This window comes from Sphingomonas sp. S6 (assembly GCF_043498045.1).
GTDB lineage: Bacteria > Pseudomonadota > Alphaproteobacteria > Sphingomonadales > Sphingomonadaceae > Sphingomonas.
This window is the reverse complement of the sequence record NZ_JBIEOE010000002.1, coordinates 396,948-413,705: the sequence shown is the minus strand read 5'-3', so window position 1 is coordinate 413,705 and position 16,758 is coordinate 396,948. Positions and strand designations below refer to the sequence as shown.

The window sequence follows — 16,758 nt, the reverse complement described above, 5'->3', positions numbered from 1 at the left end:
TATCTAGTCGCTCTCATCGTCCTTTGCCACCTCCAAAGCTTGCTCTAGTGCAAGATCGACGGGGTCGAGCAGACCGGCGGCGCGCAGGTCGTCGATGCCGGGCAGATCGCGTCGGCTGGACAGCCCGAAATGCGCCAGGAAACCGGGCGTCGTCGCGAACATCAGCGGTCGCCCCGGCACCTCGCGTCGGCCCGCGGGACGCACCCAGCCTGCCTCCATCAGCACGTCGAGCGTGCCCTTGGCGGTCTGTACGCCGCGGATCGCCTCGATCTCGGCGCGCGTGACGGGTTCGTGATAAGCGATGATCGCCAGCGTCTCGGTCGCAGCGCGGCTGAGGCGGCGCACCTCGTCGCGATCGCGGCGGAGCAGGTGCGCCAGATCGGGTGCGGTCTGGAAATGCCAGCGCCCACCGCGGTGGACGAGCGCGATGCCCCGCCCCGCATAATCCTGCTCGAGCCGGGCCAACGCCGCGCGCACGTCGATACCGCCGACATGCACGCGGATGGTATCGATTCCCAGCGGTTCGGCTGCGGCGAACAGCAACGCCTCGACGGCCCGCACGCCATCGTCCGGTGGCGTCATGTCACCGCCCGAACGTAGAGCGGCGCGAACGCGGCCTGCTGGTGCAATTCGACGCGCCCCTGCTTGGCGAGCTCGAGCGCGGCAAGGAACGACGAGGCGAGCGCCGACTTACGCAACCGCCCCGATCCTTCCGGCAGGAAGCTTTCGAGCATCGACCAGTCGAGCCGCTCGCCGACGAGGCGCGCCACGCGCTCCAGCGCCGCCTCCAGCGTCATCACCTCGCGATCGGCGACGACGTGCATCACGGGCCGCGTTCGCGCACTGACCCGGCCGTAGGCGGCAATCAGGTCGTAGATGTCCGCCTGCCATTGCGCATGGCGGATCGTGCGCAGCCCCTCCGGCGTGGCGCGCGCGAAAACGTCACGGCCCAGCCGATCACGCGCCATCAGTCGCGCGCCCGCCTCGCGCATCGCCTGCAACCGCTCGAGGCGTAATTGCAGCCGTAGCGCCAGTTCTTCGGGATCCGCTTCGTCCTCCGCCTGGCGCGGCAGGAGCAGCGCGGATTTCAGATATGCCAGCCATGCCGCCATCACGAGGTAATCCGCCGCGACTTCCAGCTGCACCGACTGTCGTTGGTGGATGTAGCGCAGATATTGTTCGACCAGCGCCAGGATCGAAATGCTGCGCAGATCGACCTTCTGTGATCGTGCCAGCGTCAGCAGCAGGTCGAGCGGCCCCTCCCAGCCCTCGAGATCGAGCGTCAGCTGTTCGGGTTGCGCCACCGATCCGCCGTCACGCCAGCGCGAGGAAGGAGTCGCGGCGTGCGATCAGCTCGTTGAAGTCGCCCTCGGGCGCGCCGACGCTTGCCATCGCCGTGTCCAGCCGCGCGCGTGCCGCGTCGCTGATCGAGCCCAGCCGCCCGGCGATCTCGACCATCTCGTCCATCCGCGCCCAGCAGTCGAGGACGAGGTCGCATCCCGCCGCGATTGCGCTTGCCGCCTTTTCGCCTGCGGTGCCCGACAACGCCTTCATATCGATGTCGTCGGTCATGAGCAGTCCGTCGAAACCGATCATGCCGCGAATCACATCGTTGACGATGGTCGGGGAGAGCGTCGCCGGGCGCTCGGCATCCCACGCATCGAACACGATGTGCGAGGTCATGCCCATCGGCGCATGGCGCAGCGTGCGGAACGGTTCGAGGTCCGCCTCCAGCGCCTCTGCCGATGCGCGGACGGTGGGGAGCAGATGGTGGCTGTCGACCACCGCGCGGCCATGGCCGGGCATATGCTTTACGACGCCGACGACACCGCCGGCTGCCAGCCCCTCCAGCATCGCACGGCCCAAGGCGGCGACCTGCATCGGCTCGGCGCCATAGGTCCGGCAGCTGATCGCGTCGGTCGTATCGGGCTGTGCGATGTCGAGGATCGGCGCGCAATCGACGGTGATGCCGACCTCTGCCAGCATCAGGCCCAGCGCCTGTCCGTTGGCACGCATCGCCTGGATCGCCGACATGGGCGCGGTGTCATATAGCGTGGCGAAAGCCGGCCCGGCGGGGAATGCCGGCCATTCGGGCGGCCCCATCCGCGCGACACGGCCGCCTTCCTGATCGATCAGGATCGGCAGGCGATCGTTGCCCGACAGCGCCCGCAGCGAATCGGTCAGCGCGCGCACCTGTTCGCGGGTGGCGGTGTTGCGCTTGAACAGAATATAGCCAGCCGGCTCCGCCTCGGCGAAAAAGGCGCGTTCGTCGGAGGAGAGCTCTAGGCCGGCGATGCCGAAGATGACGGGCTTCATGCCGGACCGGTTAGCGCGGACGCCGCCAATATGCGAGCGCCGCGCCACCGCATAACCGCCTCAGCTCGCGACGAAGCAGCTTTCGCCGGCGACGCGCAGGCGGCCGCAGATGTCCGCCGCCTGATTGGCACTGCCCGCATTCACGCGCAGGCGGTACAGCGTGCGGCCACCGATCGCGACCGACTGGACCGACTTGCCGAGCGGCGCGAGATAGCTGAACCGCTTGGAAAAGCCGGTCCAGGCCGTGTTCGCCGCCGCCTCGCTGGGATAGGCGCCGAGCTGGACCAGCGAGCCGCTGGCCGCCGGTCCCGCCGCAGCGCCCCGCTGCGCGCTGACCGGCTGCGCGGCGACGAGGCGGCCGCCCGAGGCCGGCACCTGCGCCACGGCATTGGCACCGCCCGAGCCGCTGGGTTTGGCATTCGGCGTGACGCGATGGCCGTCGATGGGCTTCTCCGGCACCGCGCTCAGGTCGATCGAGCCATTGCCTGCCTTGCCGGCGCTGGTCGCGATGGCGGCATTGCCTTCGCCCTTCACCTTCAGGCCGCCGGGATCGTCGGGCTTGACCTTATAGTCACCTTCCTGCGCGGCGATCAGATCGCCGTCGGGGGTGGCGCGGTTCTGCAGCTTGTAGATGCCGAAGATGATCGCGGCGAGGACGGCCAGGCCCAGCACGACCAGCGCCAGCACCTTGCCGATCGGCGCGCCGCGCTCCTCGTCCGGCTCGACGGTTTCGAGCCAGGGCAGCCGCTCCTCGTCGCGCAGGTCCAGACCGTCCGTCATCACTTCATCTCCGAAACCGCGACAACACCCATGATGCTGAGGCCATTACGAATAATCTGTGCGATGGCGCTCGCCAAGGCGAGACGCGCACGCGTGGCATCATGATCCTCGACCACCAGGAAACGCCGTTCCGGACGGTCGTTGCCGACGTTCCACAGGGCATGGAATGCGGCAGCTAAGTCATACAGATAAAAGGCAATCCTGTGCGGTTCGCGCGCCGTCGCCGCGGTTTCCACGATACGCGGAAATTGCGCCGCCAGCTTCACCAGCGCCAGCTCTTCCGTATCAAGCCGGGACAGGTCGGCGCCCTCGGCCGCGATCCCTGCTTCCTCAGCCCGGCGGTGGAGCGAGGCGACGCGGGCGTGGGCGTATTGGACGTAAAAGACCGGATTGTCCTTCGACGCCTCGACAACCTTGGCGAAGTCGAAGTCCATCTGCGCGTCCGAGCGCCGCGTCAGCATGGTGAAGCGGACGACGTCCTTGCCGACTTCGCGCACGACATCGGCGAGCGTCACGAAATTACCCGCGCGCTTCGACATCTTCACCGGCTCGCCGCCGCGCAGCAGACGGACCATCTGGACGAGCTTGACGTCGAAGCGCGTCTTGCCGCCGGTCAGCGCGGCGACGGCGGCCTGGATGCGCTTGACGGTGCCGGCGTGGTCGGCGCCCCAGATGTCGATGAGCTGGTCGGCCGATTGGCTCTTCTGGAAGTGATAGGCGAGGTCGGCGCCGAAATAGGTCCACTGGCCGTTGGACTTCTTGATCGGGCGGTCCTGATCGTCGCCGAATTGCGTCGAGCGGAACAGCGGCAGTTCGACCGGCTCCCAATCCTCGGGCGTTTCGCCCTTGGGGGCTTCGAGCACGCCGTCGTAGACCAGATGGTGCTCGCGCAGCCATGCCTCGGCGGCTTCGGGCTTACCGGCCGCCTGCAATTCCGCCTCCGACGAGAACAGGTCGTGGTGGATGCCGAGCAGGGCGAGATCGTCCTTGATCATGACGAGCATCGCCGCGACCGCGCGGGTGCGGAACAGCGCGAGCCATTCGCTCTCCGGCGCCGACGCGTAGCGGTCGCCATATTCCTCGGCGAGCGCCTTGCCGACGGGCACGAGATAGTCGCCCGGATAGAGACCTTCGGGGATCGCGCCGACGTCTTCGCCCAGCGCCTCGCGGTAGCGCAAGTGCGCCGAGCGGGCGAGCACGTCGACCTGGCCGCCGGCGTCGTTGACATAATATTCGCGGATCACCTCATGCCCGGCGAATTCGAGCAGGCTGGCGAGCGCATCGCCGACCACCGCGCCGCGGCAATGGCCCATGTGCATCGGGCCGGTCGGGTTGGCCGAGACATATTCGACGTTGACCCGCACGCCCTTGCCGCTCGCTGAGCGGCCGTAATCGTCGCCCGCCGCCGCGATCTGGGTCAGCTCGTCACGCCATGCGGCGTCGGTGAGGCGCAGGTTGATGAAGCCGGGGCCGGCGACGGTCGCTTCCGCCACTTCGTCCAGCTTGCCGAGTTCGGTCGCGAGCGCTTCGGCGAGCGCACGCGGGTTGGTCTTGGCAGGCTTCGCAAGCACCATCGCGGCGTTGGTGGCGAGGTCGCCATGCGTCACGTCGCGCGGCGGCTCGACCGTCACGTTGCGGCGGTCGAGATCGGCGGGCAGCGTGCCCGCGGCGACCAGGGTATCTAGGGCCGCGGCGACATGCGCGGCAAAGCGGGTGTAAAGCGTCATGAGCGTCCGTTCGGCGAAAGCGCCGCGCTCTACCGCAAGACGGGGGTGGGTTCAAATCGCCCGAACATAGACAACATGAACACCTTGGGCGAAACGATCCGGGGCTATCGTTTCGGTTTGTGTGCCGATGAGAAAGAGCGGTGCCTTCCACCAGACGTCATCCCAGCGCAGGCGGGGATCTTCCTGTTTCAGCGCACGGCAGGAGCCGCGTGAGACCCCAGCCTTCGCTGGGGTGACGGTGTGAGGGCAATGGAGCACATGGCCGCGCTGTAGGACAGGGCCGCTCGATTCGCCTTGGTACGCAGCTAGTTACGCCGCACCCCGTCCAACACGCCGATTACGCCCGCAGCAGGCCGCCGATCGCCGCGGTGCGCTGGCTCGCCGGGAAGAGCGCGGTCATCGCGCGGGAGGGGTCGACGGCGAAGTGATCCGCCACCGCGCCGCCGATCAGCGCATCGAGCTGCGTGGTCGGTTTCAGGTCGCGCGCTTCATACAGGTTGGCGGTGGCGAGGCCCGGCCAGTCGGCGAGCACGCGGCCGCCCTTCACCGCGCCGCCGAACAGCATCGTCGCGGTCCCGGTGCCGTGATCGGTGCCGCCGGTACCGTTGACCGCGACGGTGCGGCCGAATTCGGTGGCGACGAGCACCAACGTGTCATCCCACACCGGCCCGAGTCCGGTCTGGAGCGCGGCGAGCATGGCATCGAGGCCCTTGAGCTGCTGCGCCAGCCGGCCGCGCTGACCGGCGTGCGTGTCCCATCCGCCGGTTTCGATCGTCGCGATCCGCGCGCCATTGGCGGGGGCGAGCAGCCGGGCGGCGAGCGCGCCGGTCGCGGCGGCGTTGCGGCCATTGTCCTTGGCCAGATCGTCGGTCAGTTCGCGCGTCTGCATCGCCTCGCCCCACAGGCGGTGGAGCTGGTCGTCGCCGCGATAGAGCTGCGTCACCCGCGCCATTAGGTCGCCCGACGCATCGGGCAGCGACGAGGGCGCATAGCTTGCCACTTCGCGCGCGCCCCGCAGCGCCATCGGCACGGTGGCGGCGACGGCAATCGCCTTGGCATCGTCGGTCGGCACGATGCCGAGCAGCCGGTTCATCCAGCCGTCCTTCAGCTGGTAGGCGCCGGTGCCGCCCGTCTCCAGCACGTTCTGCCCGTCGAAATGCGAACGATCGCGGTAGGGCGAGGCGACGGCGTGCGCGAACAGCGCCTGTCCCTTGCCATACAGCGCGGCAGCGGTCGTCATCGCGGGGTGGAGCGCGAACATCGCATCGAGCTTGGTGCCATTGGCGACATCGGCGGCAAGATCGCCGCGCGCGCCGACGAAGGCGGGATCGCCGATCGCGCCGATCGTGCCCAAACCATCGGCAGCGCCGCGCTGGATGACGAAGACGAAGCGCTTGGGCGTCGCCGCCTTGGCGAAGGCGATGCGGGGGGCGAAGGTGCCGAGCAGGCCGATGCCGCTGCGGGCGAGAAAGGCACGACGGTCCATGGGATTACCTCCGCATCATTTCGGGCGAGACGAGCAGCAGCGCGAGCGCCTGCGCGGGACTTTCGGCGCGCGACAGCGCCTGGGTGGTCATGGGAGACAGGGCGGCGGGGAACAGCTGTGGTGCGAGCGCGCGCGCGTCGAGCGACGGCGGCGCCTTGGAGGCGAAGCGCTGTGCCGCTTCCACCCGCCGCAGCACCGCATCGGGGGCCGCCCAGCTGGCCGCGGTATCGTCGTAACCGATCGGCTGGCCCGGCTTCCACATCGGCTGGCCCAATTGGTCGAGCAGGCCCTGCATCGCTTTGGCCGGCACATCCGCAACCCCGAGCGCGCGATAGCTGGAGACGCTCCATTCCCATGGCGTCTTGAACTTGGCGGGGGCCGCTGCCCAGGCTTCGGGCGATGCGATCAGTGCGCGATAGACGGTGGGCAGATCGCCGCGCGACGACAGGAACGCTTTCTCCAACCGCGCGACCATCGCGGGGGGCGGGTTGTCGCCGGCAAAATGGCGGGCGAGCTTGGTGGCGATGTGATGCGCGGTCGCGGGATGGACAGACAAATCGGTAAGGACCGCGGAGGCCTGCGCCTCGCCATCCTGCGCATAGGCCTTGCCCATGATCGTCCGGGTGCCCGGCTGATGCACCGCTGGGACGAAGGCGAAGGAGCCAACCGGCCGATCCGCGACGAAGCGCGCCGCCGGCCCGCCGCCGATCCCGCCCACCGTCCACCCGGTCATCGCGCGGGCGAATTCGGTGACGTCCGCCTGGGTATAGCCGGTGCGCACCCCGAGCGTGTGCAGCTCCATGATTTCGCGCGCGAGATTTTCATTGAGGCCCGAACGGCGGCGCCCCTTGGCGCCCAGGCCGAGCGGGCTGTCGGGGCCGATCGACACCGCCTGGTCGAGATAGATCAGCATCGCCGGATGCCGCTCCACCGCGAACAGCATATCGGCGAAACGGCCCATCACGTGCGGGCGGATCGCCTCATTCTCCAACGTGCCGGCGAGGCCGATCAGTTCAAGCTTGTCGGCCGAGGTGGCGAAATGGTTCGACCAGAAATACACCAGCCGTTCGGCGAAGGGCGTCGGCGTGGTGAGCGCCGATGCGGTGCGCAGGCCGACGAGGGTGGTGTAATCGTCCTGCGCGAGTCGCCGGGCGTCCTGCCGCGCAACCTGCTGCGCGCTGCGTTTTTCCTGCGCGGGCGATGGGGGTGCCATGACGGTGGCCGCCATGTTGGACGTCATCGGCGTCATCGCCGGAGCGGGCGGCGGTGTCACCACCGCCGCGGCGGCGGGAGCGCCCTGCTTGGCCATTGCGGCCTGACGGATCGCCCGCTGTTCGGCCTGATAGGCGGCGATATCCTCCGACACCGCAGCGCTGGTGGGGGCGGTGGCCAGCACGGGTGTGGCGGGCTGATAGGCGTCGATCTGGTCGAGCAGCCAGCGTTTGGGATTGCGGGGCGGCTCCTGCCCCCGCGTGGCCCCCAGCCCGAACCGGTTCATCGCTACGGCAGCGTCCGACATCACGACTCACTCCAACACGTGCGAGCGGGCATAATCCGGGTTTGTCGCAGAAGTATGCCGGTTGGTAAAACGGCGTTGCCGCGCGCGAACGTCACCCCAGCGGAGGCTGGGGTCTCTTGCGACGTCTGGAGCGCGCTACCGCCGGGAGATCCCAGCCTTCGCCGGGATGACGGGTCTAGATGAGGTCGTCATTGCGAGCGTTGCTAAGCAATCCAGAGTCGGACCAAGACGCCCTGGATTGCTTCGCTGCGCTCGCAATGACGGAAGGGGTAATTGCACCGCGCTTTAGAACCCCTCGGGCAGGTCGATGTCGCCGACCAGTTCGCGATAGCGCGCGATGGCGTAGCGGTCGGTCATGCCGGCGATGAAGTCGGCGATGTGGCGGCTGCGCGCGGGCTCTTCCGTCGGCACGTCGGCGGCCCATTCGGGGCTCATCGTCGCGGGATCGTCGCGATAGGCGGCGAACAGGCCGCGGACGATGCCATGCGCCGCATCCGCCGCCGCGAGCTGGCGCGGGTGGTGGTAGAGGTTGGCGTACATGAAGCGCTTGAGGTCGCGCTCCTCCTCACGCATCGCGGGCGAGAAGCCGCACAGCGCCTGTCCCGCCGCGCGCACGTCGTCGACGGTGGCGACGCCGGAGGCGGCGATGCGCCCGCGCGTCTCTTCGATCAGGTCGTTGACCATCGTGCCGATCTGGCTGCGCACCAGCTCATGCGCCAGCCGCCGCGGCGCGATATCGGGGAAGCGCACACGCGCCGCATCCCAGCCGCGCGCGACGATCGGCACGGCGAGAAGCTGGTCGAGCGTCAGCAGCCCGGCGCGCAGGCCATCGTCGATGTCATGGTTGTCGTAGGCGATATCATCGGCGATCGCCGCGACCTGCGCTTCCAGGCTGGCGTGGCTCGTCAGGTCGAGGGGAAAGGCGTCGTCCGCCTCGCGCAACGCCCAGCCGGGATGGCGGACCGGTCCGTTGTGCTTGGCCAGCCCCTCCAGCATCTCCCACGTCAGGTTGAGGCCGTCGAAGCGCGGATAGGGCCGCTCGATATGCGTCAGCGTGCGCAACGTATGGCCGTTGTGGTCGAAGCCGCCAGCGTCCGCCAATGCCGACTTCAGCGCATCCTCCCCCGCATGGCCGAAGGGCGGGTGGCCGATGTCGTGCGCGAGGCACAGCGCCTCGGTCAGATCCTCGTTGAGGCCTAGCACGCGCGCGATCGTGCGGCCGATCTGCGCGACTTCCAGGCTGTGGGTCAAGCGGACGCGAAAATGGTCGCCGTCGGGCGCCATGAACACCTGCGTCTTGTGGCGCAGGCGGCGGAAGCTGATCGAATGGATGATGCGGTCGCGGTCGCGCTGGAAATCGTCGCGAGGCCCGCGCGCCGTCCCCTCCCCTTCGGGATGGAGGCGGCCACGGCTGGCGGCGGGGTGGGAAGCCCAGGGGGCGATGGCGGTCATGCCGCCGGCCTTACTTCGCCGACAGCCGCTCCACCACCTGTCCCGCGTCGCTGGTGAAGGTAAAGGCGCCGATCCCCTGCTTGGTCAGCTGGTTGACGAAGCTGCGCGCCTCCGCATCCGTCTTGAACGGGCCGGTCAGCACGCGGTTGGTGGCGCGCAGCGGCGTCTTCCACCCGCTCTTGCCGGCGAGCGCGGGCGACTTGGCCTTGGCCGCCGCCCAGGCCTTGGGCAGATCGTCCTCGTTGGCGCCGCCCGCCACCTGCACCCAGATGCGCGACGGATTGGCGCGGGCGAGCTTCTTCGCTTCGGCGGCTTCCTTGGCTTCGGCGAGTTTCTTTTCGGCCGCTTCCTTCTTGGCGGCGGCGGCCTTTTCGTCGGCGAGCTTCTTGGCGGCGAGCGCCTTCTTGTCGGCCAGCGCCTTGCGATCGGCGGCGCGCTTGTCGGCCGCGGCCTTCAGCGCGAGCGCCTTTTCGGCGGCGGCGTCGCGTTCCTCCTTCGCCTTCGCCTCGGCGAGCACGCGCGCGGCGGTGTCGTCGGCGGTGGCGGGCGCCGGGGCGGCGCGGACCGGCTCGGTCACGCCGAGTTCGGACGCCGGGATCGACAGGCTGGCGACGATACGCGCGAGCACCGAATCGCCGTCGGGCTTCGCAGGCGGCACCGACACGATGGGTGTCGCGCTGGCGACCTCGCCCGGGCGGGTGGCGGGGAGCGGCTGGACGACCGCGGTCGCTGGCGTGGAGGCCACCGTCGTGCTGACGGCGGCTGGCCGGGTGGGCGTTGCGGTCGCGATCGCCGGATTGGCCGTCACGGGCGCCGCCGCCACCGCCGTGACGACGGGCTGTTGCGGCGTCGCCGTGGCAGCCACCGGGTTCGCCGTCGCGGGGGCGGGCGTGACCACCGGGCGCGTGATCGCGCTGGCGATCGCGACATTGGCGGCGGAGGCGGTGGTTGGGGTAGGGGTCGGAGTCGCCACCGGCACCGCGGACGCACGCGGCGGCAAAGGCTGCACCATCGTGGTCGTGCTCGCCTGCGCGACGGGCGCGGGGTTTGCGGCGGCTGGCACCGGCTGGACACGCGCGAGGGCCGCGGTGACCGCCTGATAGGACGGAGCGCCGGTGGGCGTGGCGGCGGATGGTGTGTTGGCCGCAAGCGCGACCGTCGGCTGCTTCGTCTCGCGCGTCGCCCGGCCGCGGCGCGTATCCCGACCGGTGGGACGCGTCGGCGTCTGTACCGCCGCCAGCGCCACCGGCGGCCGTTCGGGGGCCAGCTGCGGCAGGACGGGCGCGAGGCGGGCGTCGGCGATCCGTTCGGGCGAGGCGTGGACCTCACCGAAATGGACGGCGAAGGCACGATCCGCGGGCGACAGGGCCGGCAGGCGCTGGAAGAAGGGCAGCAGGCCCTGCGCCATGCCCTGCGGCAGCATGGTGGTGACGATCTTTTCCGCGCCGGGCTGGTCGCCGGTCATCGCCAGCACGAAGGCGCGCGTCCGCCACGCGCTGCGATCCTGCTTGCGGACCAGGGGATCGAGCAGCTGCAATGCCGCGTCGCGCTGACCGACGATGCCGAGCGACAGGGCGTAACGCTGAATGACCTCGTCATTCGCGCCGGCCTGCAACGCCAGCCGATAGTCGCGCTGCGCCCGTTCCGACTGGCCGATCAGGTCGTAGGCGAGGCCGCGATCGCCGGCATAACGGCGCACGTCATAGCCTGCCGCCTCGGCCTGCGAAAAATAGCGCAATGCCTCGCCGGGCCGCTCGGATCGGACGAGGATCGCGCCCTCGCCCGCCTTGATGCGGGGATCGTTCGGCGACACCTTTTCGGCGCGTGCATAGAGCGACGCCGCGCCGCTGAGGTCGCCAAGCGACAGCGACAGGTCGGCCGCCGCGACCAGCGCATTCAGATCGCGGGGATTGGCGGCGAGCGCCCGCATCTGTTCGGCGAGCCGATCCGCGTCGGTGGTGCCGGGCAGCGGCTGCACGACCTCCTGCGCCGGAGATGCGGCCGGGACGGATGCCAGCAGCAGGGCCGCGGACGCCAACAAAGCGGGGACGATGACACGCATGAGATACCATCACGCTAAAGCCGGAACCGGCTGAACCGGCAATGTCCCGGCGCCCGGCCACGCGGTGAAGCGAGACGCGCCGGCGACGAATGCGGGTTAGGTGGTTCGGAATGGGACGCGGTGGAGGGGCACGCTCGGGACCGGCATGGCCTGTGACCCTCGCACCGCCGATCGGGGGCAGTGGCATTTCCGCAAAAACGCCGTTCCCCGGACTTGGTCTGGGGTCCACTGTGTGGCGAGGGAGAAGCTGGAGGCTCCCGTGTTGCCCCCGCGGACCGGTGGACCCCGGAACAAGTCCGGGGTGACGGAGGAGTGAGGCGAACCGCCTCCGCCATACGGTTACCGGTTAAAGGCGGGCAGTCCGAACGAGGCCCTTGCTCTCGCCCGCCGGCTGCGTGGCGGGATCAGTGGACCGGGTCGGAAGCCTTGCGAACCGACAGTTCGGGAACCCGCAGGGGTTGCCTCAAATACCGCGTCACCCCGGAACGAGCCCGGGGTGACGGGTTGGATGGGGCGAGCGGTCGCCCCGTTCCGGTTACTAGTTGTTCTGGCGGTGCAGGAAGCGCGGCAGGTCGAGCGGTTCCTTCGGCTCGCCTTCGCTGTCGTCGCGCGCCGGGCCGCGGGCGGCGTTCGACATGCGTTCGAACAGCGTGCCGCCCAGCTTCACGCGCGGCTGCGGTGCGGCGTCGGCGGGGGCTGCGTCGCTGCCGGGCGCGATCCACGAGCGGCGGCCCGCGGGGGCCTGGGCCGGCGCGGCAGGCTCTTCGCCATAGGTCTTCGGCGTCGGCGGAACCATGGTTTCGGCGCCCAGCACCAGCTCGTCGTCGGCGGCGGCAGGCGCCGAGGGCTGTACCGCCTGCGTCGGCTGCAGATCGAGCGGCGCAGGCTGCGGCGCGGGCTGAGCGGCCGGCGGCGCGGTGAACGACACCGACGGCGACGGCGCGGCGGCCGGAGCCGACGCGGGCTCCGGCGCGCTCACCGGGGTCGGCGCCGCAGCGCTGGGACGGAAGGAGGTGCTGTCGTCGGTCTTGCGGCCCATGCCGAAGCTGAACGACTTGGTCGGTTCGGCCGCAGGCGCGGCGAGGCCGGGCTTGGCGTCCGAATCGATGCCGGTCGCGACGACCGACACGCGGATGCGGCCTTCGAGTTCCGGGTTGAACGCCGAGCCCCAGATGATGTTCGCATCGGGATCGACCAGATCGCGAATGTGGTTCGCGGCTTCGTCGACTTCGAGCAGACGCATGTCGTCGCCACCGGTGATCGAGATGATGACGCCCTTCGCGCCCTGCATCGACACGCCGTCGAGCAGCGGGTTGGCGATCGCCTTCTGCGCGGCTTCGAGCGCACGATTGTCGCCCGACGCTTCGCCGGTGCCCATCATCGCCTTGCCCATTTCCTGCATCACCGACCGGACGTCGGCGAAGTCGAGGTTGATGAGGCCGGGCATGACCATGAGGTCGGTGATGCCGCGCACGCCCTGCTGCAGCACCTCGTCCGCCATCTCGAACGCTTCCTTGAAGGTCGTGTTCGCGTTGGCGATCAGAAAGAGGTTCTGGTTAGGGATGACGATCAGCGTATCGACATACTTCTGCAGTTCCTCGATGCCGCCATCGGCGCTCTTGGCGCGACGGTTGCCTTCAAAGCTGAACGGCTTGGTGACGACGCCGACGGTCAGGATGCCCATGTCGCGCGCAGCCTTGGCGATGACGGGCGCGGCGCCGGTGCCGGTGCCGCCGCCCATGCCGGCGGCGATAAAGCACATGTGCGCGCCCTCAAGCCGCTTGGCGAGATCGTCGATCGTCTCTTCCGCGGCGGCACGGCCAATTTCCGGCCGCGAACCGGCGCCCAGCCCTTGCGTGATCTTCGCACCCAGCTGGATGCGCTGCGGCGCGATCGAGGACTTCAGCGCCTGCGCGTCGGTGTTCGCGACCAGGAAGTCGACGCCCTGCACGTCGGCACGCATCATGTTGGCGATGGCGTTGCCACCCGCGCCGCCCACGCCGATCACGGCGATACGAGGGGTCAGTTCGTCGACCTCGGGAGTGATGAATTCGATGCTCATGGCCTAAACTTTCTCCGCCCCTGTCCGGAATTGCGCGCCGGGACCCTGATTAACCTTTTGCCTCAACGATTCACGCTCTTCCATAGGAAAACAGCGCGAAAGGTCATCAGCGCTTAATAATTTGCCCGCGCAGCCTGAATCAGCTTGCGGACCATGCCCATGCCACGCTGGCGATGAACGGTGGTTTGCTGGGGTGCCACCCCGCGCAGGTCGATCGGATCGGACGCCGCGTAGAACGCGAGGCCCGCCAATGTCGCGAACGCCGGCCCGCCATGCGCCTCCGGCAGCGCGGTCAGCCCGCGCGGTCGGCCGATACGCACCGAGCGGCCGAGCGCCTGCTGCGCGTAATCGGCGATGCCCTTCAGCTCCGCGCCGCCGCCGGTCAGCACGACCTGCCGCCCCACGGGCCCTTCGAACTTGAGCTGGGCGAGCGACTTACGGATCTCGTCCATCTGATGCTCCAGCCGCTGGCGGACGACGCCGATCAGCTGCGCCTTGGTGATCTGCATGCCGCCATGCACGTCGTCCTCGGCGGCGATCGGCATCACGGGGATCATCTCGTGATTGTCGCGTGGGCTAGCATTGGCCGAACCGTGGAAGCATTTCATCCGCTCGGCCTGCGCGCGGCGGGTGCCGAAGGCGCTGGCGATATCGTCGGTAATATCCTGCCCGCCCATCGGGATCGAGCACAAGCCGACGAGCATGCCGCCCGCGAACAGCGAGACGTTGGTGATCCCCGCCCCCATCTCGACCAAAGCGACGCCCAGCTCGCGCTCCTCATCGGACAGGCAGGCAAGGCCGGTCGCGACCGGCGCGGCGATGATCGACTTCACTTCCAGATGTGCCGAGCGGACGCACAGGTCGAGGTTGCGCACCGGCGACCCGTCCGCGGCGACGACGTGAATGTGGACGCCGAGGCGATCGGCATGAAGCCCCAACGGCTTCTTCACGCCGGTCAGCCCGTCGAGCGTGTAGAGCGCGGGCTGTGCGTGCAGCACCATCCGCCCCTGCGGGTCGATCGAATTGCGCCCCGCCGCGAGCAAAGCGTCGATATCCTGCTGTTCGACGCGATGACCGCCGAGTTCGAATTCGACCTCGGCAACGTCGCTGACGAGGCCGCCGGCCGAGAAGCCGACCCAGACGTTTTCGATATTGATGCCGGCGATGCGTTCGGCCTGCTCCACCGCCTCGCGCACCGCGGCCTCGGTCGCGCCCATGTCAGCGATATAGCCGCGCTTGACGCCGCGGCTTTCGCGCTGGCCGGTGCCGAGCACGATCAATTCGCCGCCGTCGCCCTTTTGCGCGATCATCGCCGACACCTTGGACGAACCGATGTCGAGCGCGGTGATGAGTCCTTCCGGTGCTACTTTCGCCATTAGCCTTCCGCCCCCGTGTGCGCGTCTGCCGCGTGTCGATCGCCGGTGTTTCCCGCACCGGTATCGGTCTGTGTCCCCGCCGGCGCCGCGATCTCGCTGGGATCGGGCACGTCATGCGCCATGCTGGCGCCGGGCTTGCGCGCGACGAGCTTGCTCGGATCGCGCATGTCGAACCGCATCCAGCCGCGCCCCAGCAGGGGCCGCGCGCCGTCGAGCTCAGCGAATTTCAGCAGCGCAGCGGGCGCGCCGTCTTCAGGTAGCGCCAGCGTTTCGCCGCTGTCGAAGGTCAGGTCCCAGCGGCGGTTGCCGATCCAGGTTGCCGCCTTGACGCGGGGCTTCAGCGCCGGTGCCGCGGCGAGCAGTGCCTGATAGCCTGCCTCCTGCCGGTCCGCACCGGGGCCGATCACCAAAGGCAGGTCGGGGATCGCCTCCGGCTTCACCGGTTCCAGCAGCACGCCGTCCTTGTCGATCAGCGTCAGCTGGCCATTGTCCTGCCACACCGCCGCCGGGCTGCGCTCGACGATGTCGATCAGCAACGTATCGGGCAGCCGGCGCGAGACATGCGCGTCGGCGATCCAGCCGTAGCGCAGCAGCTTCTGGCGCACCGCCTCCAGGTCGACGAGCGGCATCGCGCGGCTCTGCTGATCGAGCGCGACGGCATAGACGCTCATCCGGTCCATGCGCTTGAGGCCGGTCACCTCGATCTGCTCGACGCGGAAGCCCGCCTGCCCCGCCCCTTCGGCGATGGCGGTGCCGATCATGCCGGGGATGCCGATCCACGTCAGCGCGGCGAGCGCCACGGCGATGCCGCCGCCGGTGATCGTCCAGGTCGCCGCCTTGCGGATCGTCTCCTCGCTGACCGGCAGCGCAGCGACCGCACGCTCGAACATCCCGACCTTGCGCAGGGGCTGTTTGCGCCGGGCAGCAGGGCGCTTGGGCGGCGGGCCGCGCTTGATCGTGCGGCTCATCCCGCGGAAGCCTTAAAGTCGGCGAGCGCCTCATCGACGATCGCCTGCACCAACGCTTCGTAGCTCATGCCGATGTGGCGTGCCTGTTCGGGAACGAGGCTCAAGGGCGTCATGCCGGGCTGCGTGTTCACCTCGAGCAGGAACAGGCCGTCGACGCCGCGCTCGTCGTCCCAGCGGAAGTCGGAACGGCTGGCGCCCTTGCAGCCCAACAGACGGTGGGCCTCCAACGCCAGCCGCTTGCAGGCGTCGGCGATCTCGTCGGGGATGTCGGCGGGACAGACGTGTTCGGTCAGGCCATCGGTGTATTTGGCGTCGAAATCGTACCAGCCGTTCTTGGGCTTCAATTCGGTGACGCCCAGCGCGCGTTCGCCCAGCACGGCGGTGGTCAGCTCGCGGCCTCGGACATAGGGTTCGGCGAGCAACTCGTCGAACTCCTGCCACGGGCCGGTCACGTCACGGCCGATCGGGTTGCCATAATTACCATCGTCAGTGACGATCGCGACGCCGACCGACGAGCCTTCGTTGATCGGTTTGAGGACGTAGGGGCGCTGCAACGGATCGCGTTCGTGAATGTCGGCGGACTTTACGATGCGGCCGCCCGGCATGGGCACGCCGGCGGGGACGAGCACCTGCTTGGTCAGCACCTTGTCGATCGCGATGACCGAGGTGGCGAGGCCCGAATGGGTATAGGGGATGCCCATCAGATCGAGCATGCCCTGTACGCTGCCATCCTCGCCCGGCGAGCCGTGCAGCGCGTTGAAGACGAGATCGGGCTGCGCCTCGGCAAGGCGCGCCGCGACGTCCCGGCCCATGTCGATGCGGGTGACGCGATGGCCGTTGGCTTCGAGCGCATCGGCGCAACCATTGCCCGACATGAGCGACACGGGGCGTTCGGCGGACCAGCCACCCATGAGGACCGCGATGTGGAGGGAGGTTGGACGCGTGTCGTCAGCCACAGATACCTCCGTCATTCCCGCGCAGGCGGGAATCCAGACTGGCTGACCTGTCGG

Annotated in this window: 14 protein-coding genes; 1 reads left to right on the top strand and 13 read right to left on the bottom strand. The window is 69.0% G+C overall.

Translation table 11 applies throughout. From position 1 onward, the window contains the following. Window positions 1–3: 3 nt before the first annotated feature. The 5 genes from scpB to argS are packed head-to-tail and all read right to left on the bottom strand — an operon-like array spanning window position 4 to window position 4,823. The gene (scpB, locus tag ACGVWT_RS04905; RefSeq protein ID WP_315461467.1) at window positions 4–582 is read right to left on the bottom strand and encodes an SMC-Scp complex subunit ScpB; all 579 of its coding nucleotides are present in this window, start codon (window positions 580–582) and stop codon (window positions 4–6) included. Next, the gene (locus ACGVWT_RS04900; RefSeq protein WP_315461468.1) at window positions 579–1,304 is read right to left on the bottom strand and encodes a ScpA family protein; all 726 of its coding nucleotides are present in this window, start codon (window positions 1,302–1,304) and stop codon (window positions 579–581) included. The genes scpB and ACGVWT_RS04900 overlap by 4 nt, the downstream gene beginning before the upstream one ends. A gap of 10 nt (window positions 1,305–1,314) precedes the next feature. After that, window positions 1,315–2,316 carry a beta-N-acetylhexosaminidase gene (gene nagZ / locus ACGVWT_RS04895; RefSeq protein ID WP_315461469.1) on the bottom strand — a complete coding sequence of 334 codons (1,002 nt, stop codon included), beginning with the start codon at window positions 2,314–2,316 and terminating at the stop codon, window positions 1,315–1,317. A gap of 60 nt (window positions 2,317–2,376) precedes the next feature. Beyond that, the gene (locus ACGVWT_RS04890) at window positions 2,377–3,096 is read right to left on the bottom strand and encodes an SPOR domain-containing protein (RefSeq protein WP_315461470.1); all 720 of its coding nucleotides are present in this window, start codon (window positions 3,094–3,096) and stop codon (window positions 2,377–2,379) included. Then, on the bottom strand, window positions 3,096–4,823 hold the full coding sequence (gene argS, locus ACGVWT_RS04885; RefSeq protein WP_315461471.1) for an arginine--tRNA ligase: 1,728 nt from the start codon (window positions 4,821–4,823) through the stop codon (window positions 3,096–3,098). The genes ACGVWT_RS04890 and argS overlap by 1 nt, the downstream gene beginning before the upstream one ends. On the opposite strand from argS, the gene ACGVWT_RS04880 reads away from it, so the two are divergent. Beyond that, complete coding sequence (locus tag ACGVWT_RS04880; RefSeq protein WP_315461472.1) at window positions 4,794–5,036, top strand: hypothetical protein; 243 nt, start codon at window positions 4,794–4,796, stop codon at window positions 5,034–5,036. The two genes, argS and ACGVWT_RS04880, sit on opposite strands and share 30 nt — an antisense overlap. A gap of 124 nt (window positions 5,037–5,160) precedes the next feature. Here the strand turns inward: ACGVWT_RS04880 and ACGVWT_RS04875 are convergent, their stop codons facing one another. The 8 genes from ACGVWT_RS04875 to ACGVWT_RS04840 form a co-directional block, all read right to left on the bottom strand. Beyond that, complete coding sequence (locus ACGVWT_RS04875; protein WP_315461473.1) at window positions 5,161–6,309, bottom strand: DUF1501 domain-containing protein; 1,149 nt, start codon at window positions 6,307–6,309, stop codon at window positions 5,161–5,163. 4 nt (window positions 6,310–6,313) lie between these two features. Beyond that, window positions 6,314–7,828: a DUF1800 domain-containing protein gene (locus tag ACGVWT_RS04870; protein WP_315461474.1), complete on the bottom strand. Its 1,515-nt coding sequence runs from the start codon at window positions 7,826–7,828 to the stop codon at window positions 6,314–6,316. A 285-nt stretch (window positions 7,829–8,113) separates the two neighbouring features. After that, window positions 8,114–9,280, bottom strand: coding sequence for a deoxyguanosinetriphosphate triphosphohydrolase (locus ACGVWT_RS04865; protein WP_315461475.1), 1,167 nt, complete (start codon window positions 9,278–9,280; stop codon window positions 8,114–8,116). Between the two features lie 10 nt (window positions 9,281–9,290). Beyond that, window positions 9,291–11,258 (bottom strand): SPOR domain-containing protein, encoded by a 1,968-nt coding sequence (locus ACGVWT_RS04860; RefSeq protein WP_394425397.1) that lies wholly within the window; start codon window positions 11,256–11,258, stop codon window positions 9,291–9,293. 622 nt (window positions 11,259–11,880) lie between these two features. Continuing rightward, window positions 11,881–13,404, bottom strand: coding sequence for a cell division protein FtsZ (gene ftsZ / locus ACGVWT_RS04855; protein ID WP_394425396.1), 1,524 nt, complete (start codon window positions 13,402–13,404; stop codon window positions 11,881–11,883). A gap of 113 nt (window positions 13,405–13,517) precedes the next feature. After that, window positions 13,518–14,780: a cell division protein FtsA gene (gene ftsA, locus ACGVWT_RS04850; RefSeq protein ID WP_017979577.1), complete on the bottom strand. Its 1,263-nt coding sequence runs from the start codon at window positions 14,778–14,780 to the stop codon at window positions 13,518–13,520. Further along, the gene (locus tag ACGVWT_RS04845) at window positions 14,780–15,748 is read right to left on the bottom strand and encodes a cell division protein FtsQ/DivIB (protein WP_315461478.1); all 969 of its coding nucleotides are present in this window, start codon (window positions 15,746–15,748) and stop codon (window positions 14,780–14,782) included. Before ACGVWT_RS04845 ends, ftsA begins: the two co-directional genes overlap by 1 nt. Beyond that, window positions 15,745–16,704: a D-alanine--D-alanine ligase gene (locus tag ACGVWT_RS04840; RefSeq protein WP_315461479.1), complete on the bottom strand. Its 960-nt coding sequence runs from the start codon at window positions 16,702–16,704 to the stop codon at window positions 15,745–15,747. Before ACGVWT_RS04840 ends, ACGVWT_RS04845 begins: the two co-directional genes overlap by 4 nt. Between the last annotated feature and the right edge of the window lie 54 nt (window positions 16,705–16,758).